The organism is Pseudonocardia acidicola (assembly GCF_012911935.1).
In the GTDB taxonomy this organism is placed as follows: domain Bacteria; phylum Actinomycetota; class Actinomycetes; order Mycobacteriales; family Pseudonocardiaceae; genus Pseudonocardia; species Pseudonocardia acidicola.
The window spans coordinates 162827-179234 of sequence record NZ_JAAXLA010000003.1 but is presented as its reverse complement, the minus strand read 5'-3'; the positions used below and the strand labels follow the sequence as shown (position 1 = coordinate 179234).

16 protein-coding genes are annotated in these 16408 nt (G+C 71.5%); 13 read left to right on the top strand and 3 right to left on the bottom strand.

Annotated elements, in window-relative coordinates; translation table 11 throughout:
- Nucleotides 1–40: 40 nt before the first annotated feature.
- Complete coding sequence (locus HF526_RS02925; protein ID WP_169379642.1) at nt 41–598, bottom strand: cupin domain-containing protein; 558 nt, start codon at nt 596–598, stop codon at nt 41–43.
- Nucleotides 599–918: 320 nt separating this feature from the next.
- Between HF526_RS02925 and HF526_RS02920 the strand changes: the two genes are divergently transcribed.
- A complete protein-coding gene (locus HF526_RS02920; RefSeq protein ID WP_169379641.1) occupies nt 919–1146 on the top strand; it encodes a response regulator transcription factor in 228 nt (75 codons plus the stop codon).
- A 77-nt stretch (nt 1147–1223) separates the two neighbouring features.
- Nucleotides 1224–2231 carry an NAD(P)-dependent alcohol dehydrogenase gene (locus HF526_RS02915; protein WP_169379683.1) on the top strand — a complete coding sequence of 336 codons (1008 nt, stop codon included), beginning with the start codon at nt 1224–1226 and terminating at the stop codon, nt 2229–2231.
- Between the two features lie 22 nt (nt 2232–2253).
- Here the strand turns inward: HF526_RS02915 and HF526_RS02910 are convergent, their stop codons facing one another.
- Together HF526_RS02910 and HF526_RS02905 are read right to left on the bottom strand one after the other, a co-directional pair.
- Nucleotides 2254–2679, bottom strand: a complete 426-nt coding sequence (locus HF526_RS02910; protein WP_169379640.1) for a nucleotide triphosphate diphosphatase NUDT15 — start codon at nt 2677–2679, stop codon at nt 2254–2256.
- A 190-nt stretch (nt 2680–2869) separates the two neighbouring features.
- Nucleotides 2870–3793, bottom strand: a complete 924-nt coding sequence (locus tag HF526_RS02905) for an SAM-dependent methyltransferase (protein ID WP_169379639.1) — start codon at nt 3791–3793, stop codon at nt 2870–2872.
- A gap of 207 nt (nt 3794–4000) precedes the next feature.
- Between HF526_RS02905 and HF526_RS02900 the strand changes: the two genes are divergently transcribed.
- The 11 genes from HF526_RS02900 (at nt 4001) to HF526_RS02850 (ending at nt 16388) form a co-directional block, all read left to right on the top strand.
- Complete coding sequence (locus tag HF526_RS02900) at nt 4001–5119, top strand: NDMA-dependent alcohol dehydrogenase (protein ID WP_169379638.1); 1119 nt, start codon at nt 4001–4003, stop codon at nt 5117–5119.
- Between the two features lie 312 nt (nt 5120–5431).
- Nucleotides 5432–7921, top strand: coding sequence for an MFS transporter (locus HF526_RS02895; protein ID WP_169379682.1), 2490 nt, complete (start codon nt 5432–5434; stop codon nt 7919–7921).
- Nucleotides 7918–8397 carry a MarR family winged helix-turn-helix transcriptional regulator gene (locus HF526_RS02890; protein WP_169379637.1) on the top strand — a complete coding sequence of 160 codons (480 nt, stop codon included), beginning with the start codon at nt 7918–7920 and terminating at the stop codon, nt 8395–8397. Before HF526_RS02895 ends, HF526_RS02890 begins: the two co-directional genes overlap by 4 nt.
- 63 nt (nt 8398–8460) lie before the next feature.
- On the top strand, nt 8461–9609 hold the full coding sequence (locus tag HF526_RS02885; protein ID WP_169379636.1) for an acetyl-CoA C-acyltransferase: 1149 nt from the start codon (nt 8461–8463) through the stop codon (nt 9607–9609).
- A 57-nt stretch (nt 9610–9666) separates the two neighbouring features.
- On the top strand, nt 9667–10428 hold the full coding sequence (locus HF526_RS02880) for a 3-hydroxyacyl-CoA dehydrogenase (protein WP_169379635.1): 762 nt from the start codon (nt 9667–9669) through the stop codon (nt 10426–10428).
- A 12-nt stretch (nt 10429–10440) separates the two neighbouring features.
- Nucleotides 10441–11592 carry an acyl-CoA dehydrogenase family protein gene (locus tag HF526_RS02875; protein ID WP_169379634.1) on the top strand — a complete coding sequence of 384 codons (1152 nt, stop codon included), beginning with the start codon at nt 10441–10443 and terminating at the stop codon, nt 11590–11592.
- Nucleotides 11593–11595: 3 nt separating this feature from the next.
- Nucleotides 11596–12222 carry a TetR/AcrR family transcriptional regulator gene (locus tag HF526_RS02870; RefSeq protein WP_169379633.1) on the top strand — a complete coding sequence of 209 codons (627 nt, stop codon included), beginning with the start codon at nt 11596–11598 and terminating at the stop codon, nt 12220–12222.
- Nucleotides 12223–12626: 404 nt separating this feature from the next.
- Nucleotides 12627–13436, top strand: a complete 810-nt coding sequence (locus HF526_RS02865; protein ID WP_169379632.1) for a hypothetical protein — start codon at nt 12627–12629, stop codon at nt 13434–13436.
- Nucleotides 13437–13929: 493 nt separating this feature from the next.
- Nucleotides 13930–14520, top strand: a complete 591-nt coding sequence (locus HF526_RS02860; RefSeq protein WP_169379631.1) for a hypothetical protein — start codon at nt 13930–13932, stop codon at nt 14518–14520.
- Between the two features lie 254 nt (nt 14521–14774).
- The gene (locus HF526_RS02855) at nt 14775–16130 is read left to right on the top strand and encodes a lysine N(6)-hydroxylase/L-ornithine N(5)-oxygenase family protein (RefSeq protein WP_169379630.1); all 1356 of its coding nucleotides are present in this window, start codon (nt 14775–14777) and stop codon (nt 16128–16130) included.
- Between the two features lie 33 nt (nt 16131–16163).
- Complete coding sequence (locus HF526_RS02850) at nt 16164–16388, top strand: MbtH family protein (RefSeq protein ID WP_169379629.1); 225 nt, start codon at nt 16164–16166, stop codon at nt 16386–16388.
- Nucleotides 16389–16408: the final 20 nt, after the last annotated feature.

The following is a 16408-nucleotide window of genomic DNA, read 5'->3' as shown; positions in this document are numbered from 1 at the left end:
GGGCGCCGACGAAAACCGGTCCCACCGCCGTACCGCTGCCTCAGCCGGAAGTGCGCTTGGCCCCGACGAGCACGTAGACCATCGTGCAGTGCCGGTCGGTCTTGTTGCGCCACGCGTGCCGGGTGCCACGCTGCACCACGAACGTCCCCGGGGTCACGTGCGCCTCGGCGCCGTCGTCGAGTTCCAGCCAGATCTCGCCGTCGACGCAGATCCCGTAATCGATGCTGTCGGTGGTGTGCATCCCCGGGTTGTCGGGCTCGAAGACGTGCGCCAGCCCGGGCTGCTTGTCCTCCGCCTCCGCCATCATCTCCTCGGGGCTCGCATTCGGTGCCGTGGAGTCGGCACCCGCGGAATCCGGAGGGAATCGCACGACGACGAGCCGGGTCCCGCCGGGGCCGGGGAAGAAGGGGAACGGAACCGTCGGCGGATTGTCGCCGGCACCGACCACCGGGATGCCGTCCTGCGTACCCCAGACGTTGAACAGCTCGGCCCCGGGCATGATCATCACGGTGCCGGGTTCGAGATCGGTCTGCTCTGCGAAGACGGACGTCCCGTCGCTGGTGCGGTCGGTCACGATCCGCCTGGGATTGAACGCCATGCCTACTCCTCCGGGTTGCCGGCACAGTGATGCGAATGGTGAACGGATGCGAATGGTGAACGTAGGGCCGCCACATCGATGCCGTCTGTCCTGTTCTCGGACACTCGCGGGTTGAAGGCGGCGGCATTCCGCGGCGTGCGTGAATGCGACCACCGACATTTCCCGGCAGGATGCCGCCGTGATCGCGCCACGACCCGACGCCGAGCGCCGTGGGTGCGTGCCGGCAGGTTTGCTCTCGACTCGGTGACGCCCGCTGGGAACAGGCGCATCTGGTGCGGCTGCCCGTCGACCAGTGCGTTGACGGGCCTCGGGCGCTGCTGATGCTCGAACGTCGACCGTTGCCGTGCGGGTTGACCGAGCGCGAACTCGATGTGCTGACCCTCATCGCCCGGGGGCTGTCCAACCGCGCCATCGGGCTGATGCTGCGGGCGAGCCCGCGGACGATCGGCACCCACGTCGGTCACCTGCTGCTGAAGACCGGGTTGGCGAACCGTGCGGCTCTCGCCTCGTACGCAATGGAGAACGCGGTCGTCCGGCTGGGCCTCTGACCGCAGCGGGGCGGCCGCACTGCGCGGATGACCTGGCCCCACGCACGATCGGGTTGCACACTCCCGGGATGGACGACATGCGGGTGGCGGTGCTGCGGGGCATCGGGGAGATGGTGCTGGAGGAGCGCCCGGTGCCCCGGCCCGGACCGGGGGAGGTGCTCGTCCGCATCACCGCGGTCGGAATGTGCGGCTCGGACGTGCACTACTACGAGCACGGCAGGCTCGGCGACTTCGTCGTCGAGCAACCGCTGGTACTCGGCCACGAACCGGCCGGCGAGGTCGTCGGGCTCGGCAGCGGGGTCACGCGGGTCGGGCTCGGCCGGCGGGTGTCGATCGAGCCGGGGCGACCCTGCTTCACCTGCACGCAGTGCCTGGCCGGGCGCCACAACCTGTGCCCGGACATGCGGTTCTTCGCCACCCCGCCGGTGGACGGCGCGCTCTGCGAGTACGTCGCGGTGCACGAGGCCTTCGCCCACCCGGTCCCCGACGCGCTCAGCGACGACGCCGCGGCGCTGCTCGAGCCGCTGTCCGTGGGTGTGTGGGCCGCGCGCAAGGGCGGCGTCGCCCCCGGCAGCCGGGTGCTGGTGAACGGGGCCGGTCCGATCGGGCTGGTGGCCGTGCAGGTCGCGATCGCGTGCGGCGCGGCCGAGGTCGTGGTCGCCGACGTCAACCCGGTGCGGTTGGTGCTGGCCGGTCGGCTCGGCGCCACCGGTTCCATCGACGTGACGGCCACGCCGGTGGGGCAGACCGGCTACCAGCCGGACGTGCTTCTGGAGTGCTCCGGGAACCCGCAGGCGACCCGCGCCGCACTGGGCGGCGTCGCCCCCGGCGGCCGCGCGGTGCTGGTCGGCAGCGGCAGTGACGACATCCCGCTGCCGCTCTCGGCGCTGCAGCGCCGGGAGATCGAACTGGTCGGCACCTTCCGCTATGCCAACACCTGGCCCACCGCAATCGCGCTGGCGAGCTCGGGCAGGATCGACCTCGACGCGCTGGTCACCGGGCACTTCGGTCTCGACGACGCCGAACTGGCGCTCACCGCCGCCGCCCGGGACGCGGGCGCGGTCAAGGCGGTGGTCCGGCCCTGACGCTCCAGGACCGTCGACGCCGCTAGCCGATCCGATGGCCGGACCACCCGGCCGGCGCCGGGTGCCCGTGCCACGCCTGCAGCACCGCGGCGGTGGGCGGGAACAGCGGCCCGGGCAGCGCGTCGGGCGCCACCCAGGTCCACTCGTCGCAGGCGTGCGGCTCGGTGACGACCGCCCGGTCGTCCTCGACCCGCGCCGTGACCCCGAAGGTGACGCCGCTGCCCGCGGTGTGTACCAGCACGGTGAACGGGCGGGGGTCCAGCGCGACGAGCGCCGTCTCCTCCGCGGTCTCCCGCAGCGCGGCCTGCTCGACGGTCTCGCCCGCCTCCAGGTGCCCGCCGGGAAAGCTCCAACTGGGCGTCTCACCTGCGGTGATGCGGTGCCCGACCAGGATCAGGCCGTCCGGCCGGGACAGCACGACACCCACTCCCACCGCCGGTCGCCTCATGACGGTGATCGAACCATGCCCGGTGGCGGTACCCGCGCATGATCCGTAGTTGTACGGAGGCCCGGGCCGCCGGCCGTTCGTAGGCTCGGCCGTGCTGATCTTCCCGGGCGCCCGTCGAGGGGTCGTGCGCCCGGGTTGCGGGGGAACCCCGGCGGCGGCATGGGGGGCCGCCGCCGGGGAACGCGACGTCTCAGCCGGCCTGGGCGGTGACCAGCCGCCCCGCGCCGAACGCGTCGGCGATGTCGCCGTCCAGCGGGCGGCCGTGCCTGTGGGCCGCCTCCGTCGTGGACTCCACCTGCACCGACCAGCCCACCGACCGCAACCAGGTGGCGCAGTCACGGCGCGGCTCGTCGTTCCACAGCGTGCCGATGTCGACTCCGAGGCGCTCGCCGGACTCGCGCATCAGCGGGTGCTCCCGCACGGTGTCGGCCAGGCCTTCGGTGAGTGCCTCCACAGCCATCCGGCTGCCCGGCGCGGACAGCGCGTGCACGGTGGCGAACAGGTCCTCCTCGGCTCGTGCCGGCAGGTAGGGGAGCAGCCCCTCGGCCAGCCACGCGGTGGGCCGGGCCGGGTCGAACCCGGCCGCGCGCAGCGCGGTGGCCCAGTCGTCGCGCAGGTCGGTGGGCACGCTGCGGCGCTCGCATGCCGGGACGGCGCCGTGGGCGTCGAGCGTGCGCTGCTTGAACTCCAGCACCGTGGGCCGGTCGATCTCGTAGACGGTCGTCCCGGGCGGCCAGGCGAGCCGGAACGCCCGCGCGTCCAGCCCGGCGGCGAGGATCACCACCTGGCGGATGCCGTCGGCGCCGGCCTCGATGAAGAAGTCGTCGAACACCCGCGAGCGCAAGGCCATGTAGTCGGTCATGGTCGGCCAGACCCGGTCCCCGGGGTCCGTGCCGATGTCCGCCGCCCGGGTCGGCAGCGGGATCGGGGGCGCGGCGGCCTCCACGAGGACGCGGGCGTAGTCGTCCCGGACCAGGCCACCGCCCTGGTCGGTCTCGATCGCCCGAGCGGCGGCCACGGCGAGCGCGGTCAGGCCCACGCCGGTGGTGATGTCCCATTCGTCGAATGTCCTGGTCAAAGCGTCCCCCGGTCCGCAGTACTGAGCATTGCTCATCAAATATGACGCAGCGAAACGATCGATGCACGGGCGGTGCCCGGATGGGGGCACCCGGGTTGCCGTGCGCCGTTGTTCGTCGCGGGGTTCCCGGAGTCCCCGGTGGCCGCCCGCCGGCGGTCGTCAGGGTCACGATCGGCTGCCGCCCGTCACCGTCGGCATGCCACGATCGGGCCCGGACGCCGGACGGTGAGAGGGGCTGGACAGGTGAAGACTCGGGGCGCAGTGCTGCGCGAGGTTCCCGGCCGGTACGAGATCGTCGAGCTCGACGTCGACGACCCGCGGCCGGGTGAGCTGCGGGTCAAGATGGTCGCGACCGGGCTGTGCCACTCCGACGACCACCACGCCACCGGCGACATGCGCGTCGGGATCCTGCCGTTCGCCGGCGGGCACGAGGGTGCCGGCATCGTCGAGGCCGTCGGGCCGCACACGCCGGGCTTCGCCGAGGGCGACCACGTGGTCTTCTCTTTCCTGCCCGCCTGCGGGCGCTGCCGGTGGTGCGCGACCGGCCGCCAGAACCTGTGCGACCTCGGCGCCTCGCTCGGCACGAACGCGCGCTGGGAGGACCCGACGAGCTTCCGGCTCAGCCTCGACGGGCAGCCGGTGGGTCAGATGTGCGGGTTGTCCACGTTCTGCGAGTACACGACGGTCTCGACGGCGTCGGCGGTCAAGATCTCGCCGGATATCCCGCTGGAGATCGCGTGCCTGACCGGGTGCGGGGTCGGCACCGGCTGGGGCGCCGCGGTGAACTCCGCGGAGGTCCGGCCCGGGCAGACCGTGATCGTGATGGGCATCGGCGGGATCGGCATCAACGCGGTGCAGGGTGCGGCGCACGCCGGGGCCACCAACGTCATCGCGGTCGACCCGGTGCCGTTCAAGCGTGAGGCCGCGCTGCGGTTCGGCGCGACGCACGCCGTCGAGTCGATCAAGGAGGCGGCCGCGCTCGGTCGCGAGATGACCAACGGTCAAGGCGCTGACGCCGCGATCGTCACCGTCGGGGTGACGACCGGGCAGCACGTCGGGCGGGCGTTGCAGGCGGTGCGCAAGGCCGGGACCTGCGTCGTCGTCGGACTGGGTGACGTGCGGACCAAGGACGGCGACATCCCGCTGACCGAGCTCGTGCTCTACCAGAAGCGGCTGCAGGGCTCGCTGTTCGGCGCCAGTGCGCCGACTGCCGACATCCCTGCCCAGCTGCAGCTCTACGCCGACGGCGTGCTCAAGCTCGACGAGCTGATCACCACCCGGTACGCCCTGGACGAGATCGCCCAGGGCTTCGACGACATGCATGCCGGCCGCAATCTGCGCGGCGTCGTGGTGTTCGGCTGAGCCCACGACGCGGATGTCCGATTAGTCCGAATCTCGGAGGGTTGTCCAGCATATGTGATGCACATCACATATGCTGAGGCTCTCGGAACGCTCGCGAGCCTGCTGTCGAAATGATTAGCGTAAGACAACTAATAACTCGGGTGGGGGACGGCGACGTCCGGTTGGGAGTGGTCACCAGTGCAGCCTGGGCAATCGACGCCGGTGCTGGAGCGGGAGCCGGCCCCGCCCCGATCGCGGCACGGCCACACCTGGTCCGTCGACGAGCTGGGTCCCCGCTACAAGTGGATCGCGCTGTCCAACACCACGCTCGGCATGCTCATGGCCACGATCAACTCCTCGATCGTGCTCATCGCGCTGCCGGACATCTTCCGCGGCATCGACATCAACCCGCTGGCTCCGGCCAACACCGGCTACCTGCTGTGGATGCTGATGGGCTTCCTGGTCGTCACCGCGGTGCTGGTGGTGGGGTTCGGCCGGCTCGGCGACATGTACGGCCGGGTCCGGATGTACAACATCGGCTTCGCGGTCTTCGCCGTCTCGTCGGTGCTGCTCGCGGTGACGTGGCAGAGCGGCAGCGCGGCGGCGATCTGGCTCATCGCCTGGCGCGTCGTGCAGGGCATCGGCGGCGCCTTCCTGATGGCGAACTCCAGCGCGATCCTCACCGACGCGTTCCCGGTGCACCAGCGCGGACTCGCGCTCGGCATCAACGGCGTCGCGGCCATCGCCGGGTCGTTCCTCGGTCTGGTCATCGGCGGCCTGCTCGGGCCGGTGAACTGGCACCTGGTGTTCCTGGTGTCCGTGCCGTTCGGCGTCTTCGGCACCATCTGGGCCTACCTCAAGCTGCACGACACCAGCGAGCGGCAGCGGGCGAAGATGGACTGGTGGGGCAACATCACCTTCGCGGTGGGCCTCATCGCGCTGCTGGTCGGCATCACCTACGGCATCCAGCCCTACGGCGGGCACACCATGGGCTGGACGAGCCCGCTGGTCCTCACCTGCATCATCGGCGGCGTGGTGGTCCTGATCGCGTTCGGGATCATCGAGGTCCGGGTGGCCAACCCGCTGTTCAACCTCTCGCTGTTCCGGATCCGCTCGTTCACCCTGGGCAACATCGCCAACCTGCTCGCCTCGCTCGGCCGCGGTGGCCTGCAGTTCGTCCTGATCATCTGGCTGCAGGGCATCTGGTTGCCCCAGCACGGCTACACCTTCGAGCAGACCCCGCTGTGGGCCGGCATCTACATGTTGCCGCTGACCATCGGGTTCCTCGCCTCCGCGCCGACCTCGGGAGTCCTGTCGGACCGCTACGGCACCCGCTGGTTCACCACCGGCGGAATGATCATCACTGCGGCGAGCTTCCTGCTGCTGGAGATCCTGCCGGTCAACTTCAACTACTGGGCGTTCGCCGCCCTGCTGCTGCTCAACGGCCTCGGCATGGGCCTGTTCGCCTCGCCGAACCGCGCCGAGGTGATGAACAGCCTGCCGGCCAACGCCCGCGGCGCCGGCGCCGGCATGACGGCCACCTTCCAGAACACCGCGATGGTGCTCTCGATCGGCTTCTTCTTCAGCCTGATGATCGCCGGGCTGTCGACCCACCTGCCCAGCGTCATGGAGCAGGGCCTGCTGGCGCACGGTGTGCCGGCCGCGGACGCCGGCCGGATCGCGGACCTGCCCGCGGTGGGCGTGCTGTTCGCCGCCTTCCTCGGCTACAACCCCATCCAGCAGCTGCTCGGCGGGGTGCTCGACAAGCTGCCCGCCGACCAGGCCTCGTTCCTGACCGGACGCAGCTTCTTCCCGCAGCTGATCTCGAACCCGTTCTCCGACGGGCTCACCGCCGCGTTCTGGTTCGCGGTCATCACCTGTCTCGTCGCGGCCGTCGCCTCGTGGTTCTGCGTCGCGCGCCGCACACCGGCCGCGGCCGGGAGCGCGCCGGAGCCGATGGGCGCCGAGTTCGCCGCGGTGGCCGGGGAGGCGGGGCTGATCCCGAGCGAGCTGGTCACCGCCGGCGCCGACCCGCGCCCGGTGACCGCGCTCCCGGGCGAGGTGAAGGGTGCGGTGCGGACCGCCCACGGGACGGAGCTCCCGTACGGCGTGGTCACCGTCACCGCCCGGGACGGCCGGCAGGTCGGCCGGGTGCCGGTCGCCCCCGGCGGCGGTTATGCGCTGAACGGCCTCGCGCCCGGGACCTACACGGTCGTCGTGACCGCGCCCGGATTCCAGTCCGACGTGGCTGCGGTCACCCTCAACGGCGCCGGCGCCGTCCGCGACTTCGCGCTGCGCGGCAACGGGCAGGTCTCCGGGATCGTGCGCTCGGCGGCGGGCGGGCCGGGGCTGGCCGGCGCGACGGTGCTGGCCACCGACACGGCCGGCGGGATCGTGGGCCGCACGAGCACCGGCCCCGACGGCGCGTTCGAACTCAGCGGGCTGCCGCTGGGCGAGACCACGCTGACCGCGAGCCTGCCCGACCACCGGCCCCAGGCGGCCACCGTGCACATCGCGTTCGGCGCCCCGTCGTCGGTGGAGCTCATCCTGGACACGGCCCGCGGCGGCTTGACCGGGACCGTCACCGGCCCCGACGGCCGTCCGCTGGAAGGCGCGATCGTGACAGCCGGCGACATGCGCGGGGACGTGGTCGCCGCCGCCACCTCGGGCCCGGGCGGCGCCTACGAGCTGCGGAACCTGGCCCCCGGTGAGTACACCGTCGTGGCCAGCTACCACGCCCCTGCAGCGGCGCGGGTGGAGCTCGCCGCCGGCGGCCCGGCCACGCTCGACCTGCGCCTCGGCGCGGCGAACATGCGGTCATGACCGCCGCGGCGTCGCCGACGTCGGAGTCGGCGGAACTCGCCGGACGGCTGCGGATCGCGCTCAGCCGGCTCGCGCAGATCCTGCGCGCGAGCGACTCGGGAACCGGGGTCACGCCGACCCGGCTGGCCACGCTGGCCATCCTCGAGACCAGCGGGCCGATCCGGGTCGGCAGCCTGGCCGAGCGGATCGGGATCAGCGCGCCGACCATGTCGCGGATCGTCGACTGCCTGCACGAGCGCGACCTGATCCGGCGCGCTCCCGACCCCGACGACCTGCGCGCCACCCGGGTCAGCATCAGCGCGGGCGGGGTCGCCCTGCTGGAGGAGCTGCGGCATCGCAGCACCGGGCGGCTGGCCGACCGGATCGGGCGGCTCGACCCGGACCGGCTCGCAGTGCTCACCGCCGCACTGCCGGTGCTCGAGGAGCTCACCGAGCCCGCGCGATCCACGCCACACATGCCGAGCGGTCAACTCTGACTGTTTCACTGCTACCGTCCCCACCGAGGCGACCGTCATGAGCTGAGGCGAAGGAGCACAGGCGTGCGGGATGCAGTGATCGTGGAAGCGGTGCGGACCCCGGTGGGCAAGCGCAACGGCGGGCTCTCGGGTGTGCATCCGGTGGAGCTGTCGGCGCACGTGCTGAACGCACTGGCGGCGAGGTCCGGGGTGGACCCGGCGGTGGTCGACGACGTGATCTGGGGCTGCGTCTCGCAGGTGGGGGAGCAGACCTTCGACATCGCGCGGACCGCGGTGCTGGCCGCGGGCTGGCCGGAGTCGGTGACCGGGGTGACCGTGGACCGGCAGTGCGGCTCGTCGCAGCAGTCGGTGCACTTCGCCGCGGCCGGGCTGATCGCCGGGCAGTACGACGTGGTCGTCGCCGGTGGGGTGGAGTCGATGTCGCGGGTGCCGATGGGGTCGGCGTCGGCGGGCGCGGACCCGTTCGGGGAGAGCTTCTCGGCCCGCTACGACGGGGCCCGGCCGAACCAGGGTGTGGGCGCGGAGATGATCGCGCAGCGGTGGGGGTTCTCCCGGACCCAGCTCGACGAGTTCTCCCTGGGCAGCCACGAGAAGGCGGCCGCGGCGCAGGACGAGGGCCGCTTCGACGGGCAGATCGCCCCGGTCACGCTGCCCGACGGAACCGTGGTGGCGAAGGACGAGGGGGTGCGCCGCGGCGGCACCCTCGAGGGGCTGGCGGGGCTGAAGACGGTGTTCAAGCCCGAGGGCGGGACGATCACCGCGGGCAACTCCTCGCAGATCTCTGACGGCTCGGCGGCGCTGCTGATGACGACCTCGGAGAAGGCGACCGAGTTGGGGCTGACGCCGATCGCGCGGGTGCACACCGCGGTGCTGGCCGGGGCCGACCCGGTGATCATGCTGACGGCGCCGATCCCGGCGACGCAGAAGGCGCTGGCGCGCTCCGGTCTGAAGCCGGAGGAGATCGGGGTGTTCGAGGTGAACGAGGCGTTCGCCCCGGTGCCGCTGGCCTGGCTGGCCGACATCGGCGCGGATGCCAAGGCGCTCAACCCGAACGGCGGGGCGATCGCGCTGGGCCACCCGCTGGGCGGGTCCGGGGCCCGGCTGATGACCACGCTGGTGCACCACATGCGCGACAACGGGATCCGCTACGGGCTGCAGACCATGTGTGAGGGCGGAGGCCAGGCCAACGCCACCATCCTCGAACTGCTCTGAGGCTGCCCATCCACCCCTGCTCACCCCTGCTCCCAACACCGACGGAGAACGACACAGATGGACATCAACGGTTCGGTTGCGCTGGTCACCGGCGGGGCGTCCGGCCTCGGCCTCGCGACCACCGAGAAGCTGCTCGACGCCGGCGCGAGCGTGGTCATCCTCGACCTGCCGGGCTCGGCGGGGGAGCAGGTCGCCGAGAAGCTCGGTGACAAGGTCCGCTTCGCGCCCGGCGACGTGACCGACGAGGCGAGTGTCACCGCCGCGCTCGACGTCGCCGCGGAGCTCGGCACGCTGCGCGTCGCGGTGAACTGCGCCGGCACCGGCGACGCCATCCGGGTGCTGGGCCGCAACGGCGTGTACCCGCTCGACAAGTTCGCCCGCATCATCACCATCAACCTGATCGGCACGTTCAACGTCATCCGGTTGGCCGCCGAGCGCATCGCGGCGAGCGACCCGATCGGCGAGGAGCGCGGGGTCGTCGTCAACACCGCGTCGGTCGCGGCGTTCGACGGGCAGATCGGGCAGGCCGCCTACTCGGCGTCCAAGGGCGGCGTGGTCGGCATGACGCTCCCGATCGCCCGCGACCTGGCCGGCGCCCTGATCCGGGTGGTCACCATCGCGCCGGGGCTGTTCAACACCCCGCTGCTGGCCAGCCTGCCCGACGAGGCCAAGGAGTCGCTGGGCAAGCAGGTGCCGCACCCGAGCCGGCTCGGCGACCCGTCGGAGTTCGGCGCCCTGGTCGCTCACATCGTCGAGAACCCGATGCTCAACGGCGAGGTCATCCGGCTGGACGGTGCCATCCGGATGGCGCCGCGATAAGGGGTACCGCTGATGAAGCGCACGTTGTTCGACGCCGATCACGAGGCCTTCCGGGGGGCGTTCCGCAAGTTCCTCGACGTCGAGGTCGTCCCGCACCAGGAGGAGTGGGAGCGGGCCGGCATCGTCCCGCGGGAACTGTTCGCCACCGCGGGCAGATCGGGCTTCCTCGGGATGAACATCCCCGAGTCCTACGGCGGCGGTGGGGTCGAGGACTTCCGCTTCAACGCCGTCATCGGCGAGGAGGTCATGCGCTGCGGCGCGGCCGCCGCCGGGCTCGGGCTGACGCTGCACAACGACATCTGCCTGCCCTACTTCCTGGCCTACTGCAATGACGAGCAGAAGCGGCGCTGGCTGCCCGGGATTGCCTCCGGTGAGCTGATCACGGCGATCGCGATGACCGAGCCGGGCATCGGGTCGGACCTGGCGTCGATGTCCACCACCGCGACCCGCGACGGCGACCACTACGTGGTCAACGGGGCGAAGACGTTCATCACCAACGGCATCAACGCCGACCTGGTGATCACCGCGGTGAAGACCGACCCGACGCAGAAACACAAGGGCATGAGCCTGCTGGTGCTGGAGCGCGGGATGGCGGGTTTCGAGCGCGGCCGCAACCTGGACAAGCTCGGCCAGCACGCGCAGGACACCGCGGAGCTGTCGTTCACCGACGTGCGGGTGCCGGTGGCGAACCTGCTCGGCCCGGAGGAGGGGCAGGGGTTCACCCAGCTGGTGACCAACCTGCCGCAGGAGCGGTTGTCGATCGCGGTCGCCGCGGTGGCGGCGGCGCGGACGGCGCTGGAGCAGACGCTGGAGTACGTGAAGGACCGCAAGGCGTTCGGGCAGCCGATCGGCAGCTTCCAGAACTCCCGGTTCGTGCTGGCCGAGATCGCCACCGAGGTCGACATCGCCGAGCACTACGTCGACGACTGCGTGCGCGCGCTCGCCGCCGGCGAGCTCACCGCCGTCGACGCCTCCAAGGCCAAGTGGTGGTGCACCGAGCTGCAGGGCCGGGTCATCGACCGGTGCCTGCAGTTGCACGGCGGCTACGGCTACATGAACGAGTACCCGATCGCCAAGGCCTACGCCGACGCCCGGATCACCCGCATCTACGGCGGTACCACCGAGATCATGAAGGAGGTCGTCGGCCGCAGCCTCGGCCTGTAGACCATGACGACCTCGCAACCCAGGACCCGGGCGCAGCGCACCGAGGACAGCCGCGCCCGGATCCTGGACGCCGCCGTGGAGTGTCTGATCGCCGGCGGGTACTCGGGGGCGACCACGCTGACCATCCAGGCCGCCGCCCAGGTGTCCCGCGGGCGGCTGCTGCACCACTTTCCGTCCCGGGACCGGCTGCTGGTCGCGGCTGCCCAGCACCTCGCCGTGAAACGGGTACAGGACACCGAGGATCGGGTGCTGCACCTGATCGGCGACGATGTGGCGGGCTGGGAGCGGGTCGACCGGGTCGTCGAGCTGCTCTGGGAGACCTTCCACGAGCCGCACTTCTGGGCCGCCGTCGAGCTGTGGACCGCGGCCCGGGCCAACCCGGAGATCGCGGAGGCGCTGCTGCCCGAGGAACGGCGCCTCGGTACCGTGATCCGGGCGTCGGTCGGGCGCATGTTCGGCGAGCCGCTCGCCTCGCACCCCCGGTTCCGTCAGCTGCGCGACGTGCTGCTCACCAGCATGCGCGGCACCGCGCTGACCTACACGTTCGACCCTCGTGACCCGGCCGGCGACCCCATGGTCGCACAGTGGAAGGACCTGGCCCGGGCGCTGCTCGCGCCCGTGCGTGAATAACGCTGTTCCAGCGACTGTTTCCGCGCACGAGCGCTCATGCGCCGGTGTTCAACGATCGACGCGGTGCGGCGATACGGCCTCATGATCATTCTCCAACTTTCGGCGTCCGCCCGATGGGTCCGGCGCCGCCGTGGAGAGCTCATTCTGTGACGCTCAGTGATCATCCATCCTGAATTGTGTTACTCTCTGTAGAGCGTTACATGAACAGATAGTGACACCAGTACTCCGCACGAGGTGTGCGTACGGCATTCGGGAGCCTCCAGATGCCCCTTACGGCGTAGCCGGTTAGCGTCTTCGCGCCACCGCTCGGTCACGCACAGCGACATGAGTGGTGTGCAGCGATGTCCGTCCTGCGTCGAACGGCGCTTGACCTACGGACACTGCCGAAGAGAGGGATCAACTCGATGCAGATGAGCAAGAGGGCCCGTCGCGTCGCCGCAGTCGGCGCGATGTCGATGCCGCTGGCGCTCGCCGTGTCCGGCATAGCCAACGCGGCCACGCTTCCGGCCACTCCCGACCTGCCCGGTGGCGCCGAGCTGCCCAGCGCCCCGGACCAGTCCACGCTGCCCACGCTGCCTGGCACGGACGCGCTCCCCGCGGCCGAGGCCCCCAGCCTGCCCGCCGGCGACGCCGTCGATGTCGCCGGACTGGCCGGTGGGGCGCTGACCGGCAGCGCCCACGGCGGGGCCGACGGATCGTTCGCCGGTTCGCACGCGTCGGGCTCCACCACGAAGAGCCACTCGGAGTTCGCCGGCGCGGCCTCGCACCGGCACGGCCACTTCAGCGCTCAGCTGCCGGACGCGCCGCCCATGGACGACCTCGCGGCTCCGTCGCTGCCGGGCGCGTCGGCGCTGCCGAGCCTGCCGGGTCCGTCGGCGCTGCCGAGCCTGCCGGGTCCGTCGGCGCTGCCGAGCCTGCCGGGTCCGTCGGCGCTGCCGAGCCTGCCGGGTCCGTCGGCGCTGCCGAGCCTGCCGGGTCCGTCGGACCTGCCGAGCCTGCCGGGTCCGTCGGCGCTGCCGAGCCTGCCCGGTCCGTCGGACCTGCCGTCGGCGCCCGCGCTGCCCGGTGCGCCGGCCCTGGAGGGCGTCGCGCTGCCGTCGGCGCCGACCCTGCCGGGTAGCTCGGCCCTCCCCGCCGGCCTGCACGTCGCCGGGCACCTCGGCGACATCGCAGGTTTCACCATGAACGGCTCCGCCCCCAGCCAGTCGAGCTGACCCGCGCTCGACCCACGCCGGGCGGCAGCTGACCGCCCGGTGCTCCCCAAGCGACCCGGCACGCGAACGCTTGCGTGCCGGGTCGCGGCGTGCGCGCCCCGGTTGGCGAGGGGCGGGTGGTCGGGCTGCGCCGTGTCGACCAGGGGGTTCGGTTCTTCGAGGCGGTTCCCGGCGACTCGGCCGCCACGCTGTCGTCCCCGCGCGGGGGTTGCTTCACAGTGATATGGACCATATTCCTGTGATTGCCGTGCCGGCGGCACCGGCCCGGGGCCGATAACTCTCTGTTGTAAGCAGTCGCTCACTTTGTCACCCGGGGTTGAGATCATTGATCATTCAAATGCCCTTTTTATGCATTAAAGTCCGTTCTGAGGAGGTTCTCAGCGACCTCAGTATCACTCGGCGGAGGTCTCCCCGCTAGCGTCCCCGATCAGATCGATCACGGAGAGCAACGGATCGATCGGACGTCCACGAACGAGGGGATCGAGCAATGCAGATGAGCACGACGGCCCGCCGTGTTGCGGCGGTCAGTGCGATGACGGTGCCGCTGGCCTTCGTCGCGACGGGTCTCGCCAACGCCGGCGAGAGCCATGGTCACGGCGGCCACTGCTCCGGGCCGGTCGCGGCCCAGGGTGGCGGCCTGGTCGGTCTCGATGCCGGCGTCAGCCCGGCACTGAACCTGGGTGGGGTGCTGAACGGCGGCCCGGTCAGCCAGCAGGCGGTCCAGGTCGACCAGTCCAACTCCGGCGTCCAGCAGGAGGGCGGCTGCGGCGGTGCGGAGGCCTTCCAGGCTGCCCATCTGGTCGACGGTGTGCTGAAGGTGAACCCGGCACTCAATGTCGGCGGGATCGGCAACGGTGGCCCGGTCAGCCAGTCGGCCGTGCAGGTCGACCGCTCCAACTCCGGCGTCCAGCAGCTCGGCGGCGGGCACGGGCACGGCGGGTTCGCGTCCCAGGAGCGCGGCCTGCTCGGGCTCGGCCTGGAGGTCAGCCCGTCGATCAACCTGGGTGGGATCCTGTCCGGCGGCCCAGTCGCCCAGTCCGGCGTGCAGTCCGATGCCGGAAACTCCGGGATCGTCCAGCGCTGATCGTCGGCGTTCGTTCCGTCAGCCCGGCACGCGGATCCGCGTGCCGGGCTGCGGTGTCTCCGGCCTGCGATTCCGCCGCAGGCATGAGTGGCGATACATCCGTTCGGTGCAGTATGAGCGCTCTGCGTAGTTGATCCCGGGTTCATCACCACTCGTCTGGACCTCCGGGTAAGGCAATCTTTATGGTTAGCCTGCCCTTAGGTAAGGATCGGCGATCATGGCTTCGCGAGGTGCGGGCCATCGAGAGGATGACGATGTCGTACCCGGCTCCCGCACGCCCCGGCCCCGTTCTCGACGTCGTCGGCGTCGGCTTCGGACCCTCCAACCTGGCGCTGGCGATCGCGATCGCCGAGCACAACGCAGGCGTGACGCCGGGGGAGCAGCTGGCGGCACGGTTCGTCGAGCGGCAGCCCCGGTTCGGCTGGCACCGCGGCATGCTGCTGGAGGACGCCACGATGCAGGTGTCCTATCTCAAGGATCTGGTGACGCTGCGGAACCCGGGCAGCCCGTTCAGCTTCCTGTCCTACCTGCACAGCCGGGAACGCCTCGTCGACTTCATCAACTACGGCAGCGCGTTCCCGACCCGCCTGGAGTTCCACGACTACCTCGAGTGGGCCGCGGCCGGGTTCGGCGAGCAGGTCGACTACGACGCCGAGGTCGTGGAGATCGAGCCGGTGCGCGACGGCGCGGGCGTGCGACTCCTCGACGTGGTGACCCGCCGCGCCGACGGCCGGGCCGTCCGACAACGGGCCCGCAACGTCGTCCTGGCCACCGGGCTGACCCCGCGGCTGCCGCGCGGGGTGACCCTGTCCGACCGGATCTGGCACAACTGCGAGCTGCTGCACAAGGTGCCGGGCGTCGCCGGCACCACCCCCGAGCGGATCGCCGTCGTCGGGGCCGGGCAGAGCGCTGCGGAGAGCGTCGACTACCTGCACCGCAGCTTCCCGACCGCCGAGGTGTGTGCGGTGTTCGCCCGCTACGGCTACAGCCCGGCCGACGACAGCTCGTTCGCCAACCGGATCTTCGACCCGGCCGCGGTGGACGACTTCTACACCGCGCCCGACGAGGTCAAGCAGCAGATCATGGGCTACCACGCGAACACGAACTACTCGGTGGTCGACCCCGAGCTGATCGACGGGTTGTACCGGCGGCACTACCACGAGCGGGTGGCCGGGCGGGAGCGCCTGCGCTTCCTCAACGTCACCCGGGTGGCCGACGTCGTCGAGATCGACGACCGGGTCGAGCTCGCGGTCGAGTCGATGATCGACGGTGAGCGTGAGGTACTCACCTCCGACGTCGTCGTGTACGCCACCGGCTACCGGGCGACCGACCCGCTCTGGCTGCTCGGCGACCTCGCGGGGTCGTGCGGCCGCGACGCCGTGGGGCGCCTGGACATCCGGCGCGACTACCGGATCGCCACCACCGCCGACGTCACGGCCGGCATCTACGTGCAGGGCGCGACCGAGCACACGCACGGCATCACCTCGACGCTGCTGTCGAACATCGCGGTCCGCTCCGGTGAGATCGTCGCGTCGATCGCCGGCACCACCGCGCCTGCCGCGGCCGCCCCGGCCCGCGCCGCGCTCGCCGACGCGCCCGCCGCCCGCTGAGCGTTCCCGCCCGACTTCTTCCAGGAGACAGCCATGTCCACGAACCCCTTCGACGACGAGAACGGCACCTTCCACGCGCTGCGCAACGACGAGGGCCAGTACTCGCTGTGGCCCACCTTCGTGCCGGTGCCCGACGGCTGGACCGTGCAGCACGGGCCGGACACCCGGCGCGCCTGCCTGGACCACATCGAGGCGTACTGGACCGACCTGCGGCCGCGCAGCCTCGTCGAGCGGATGGAACGCGACGGGACGGCCTGACCCCTCCCCACCTGCTGACC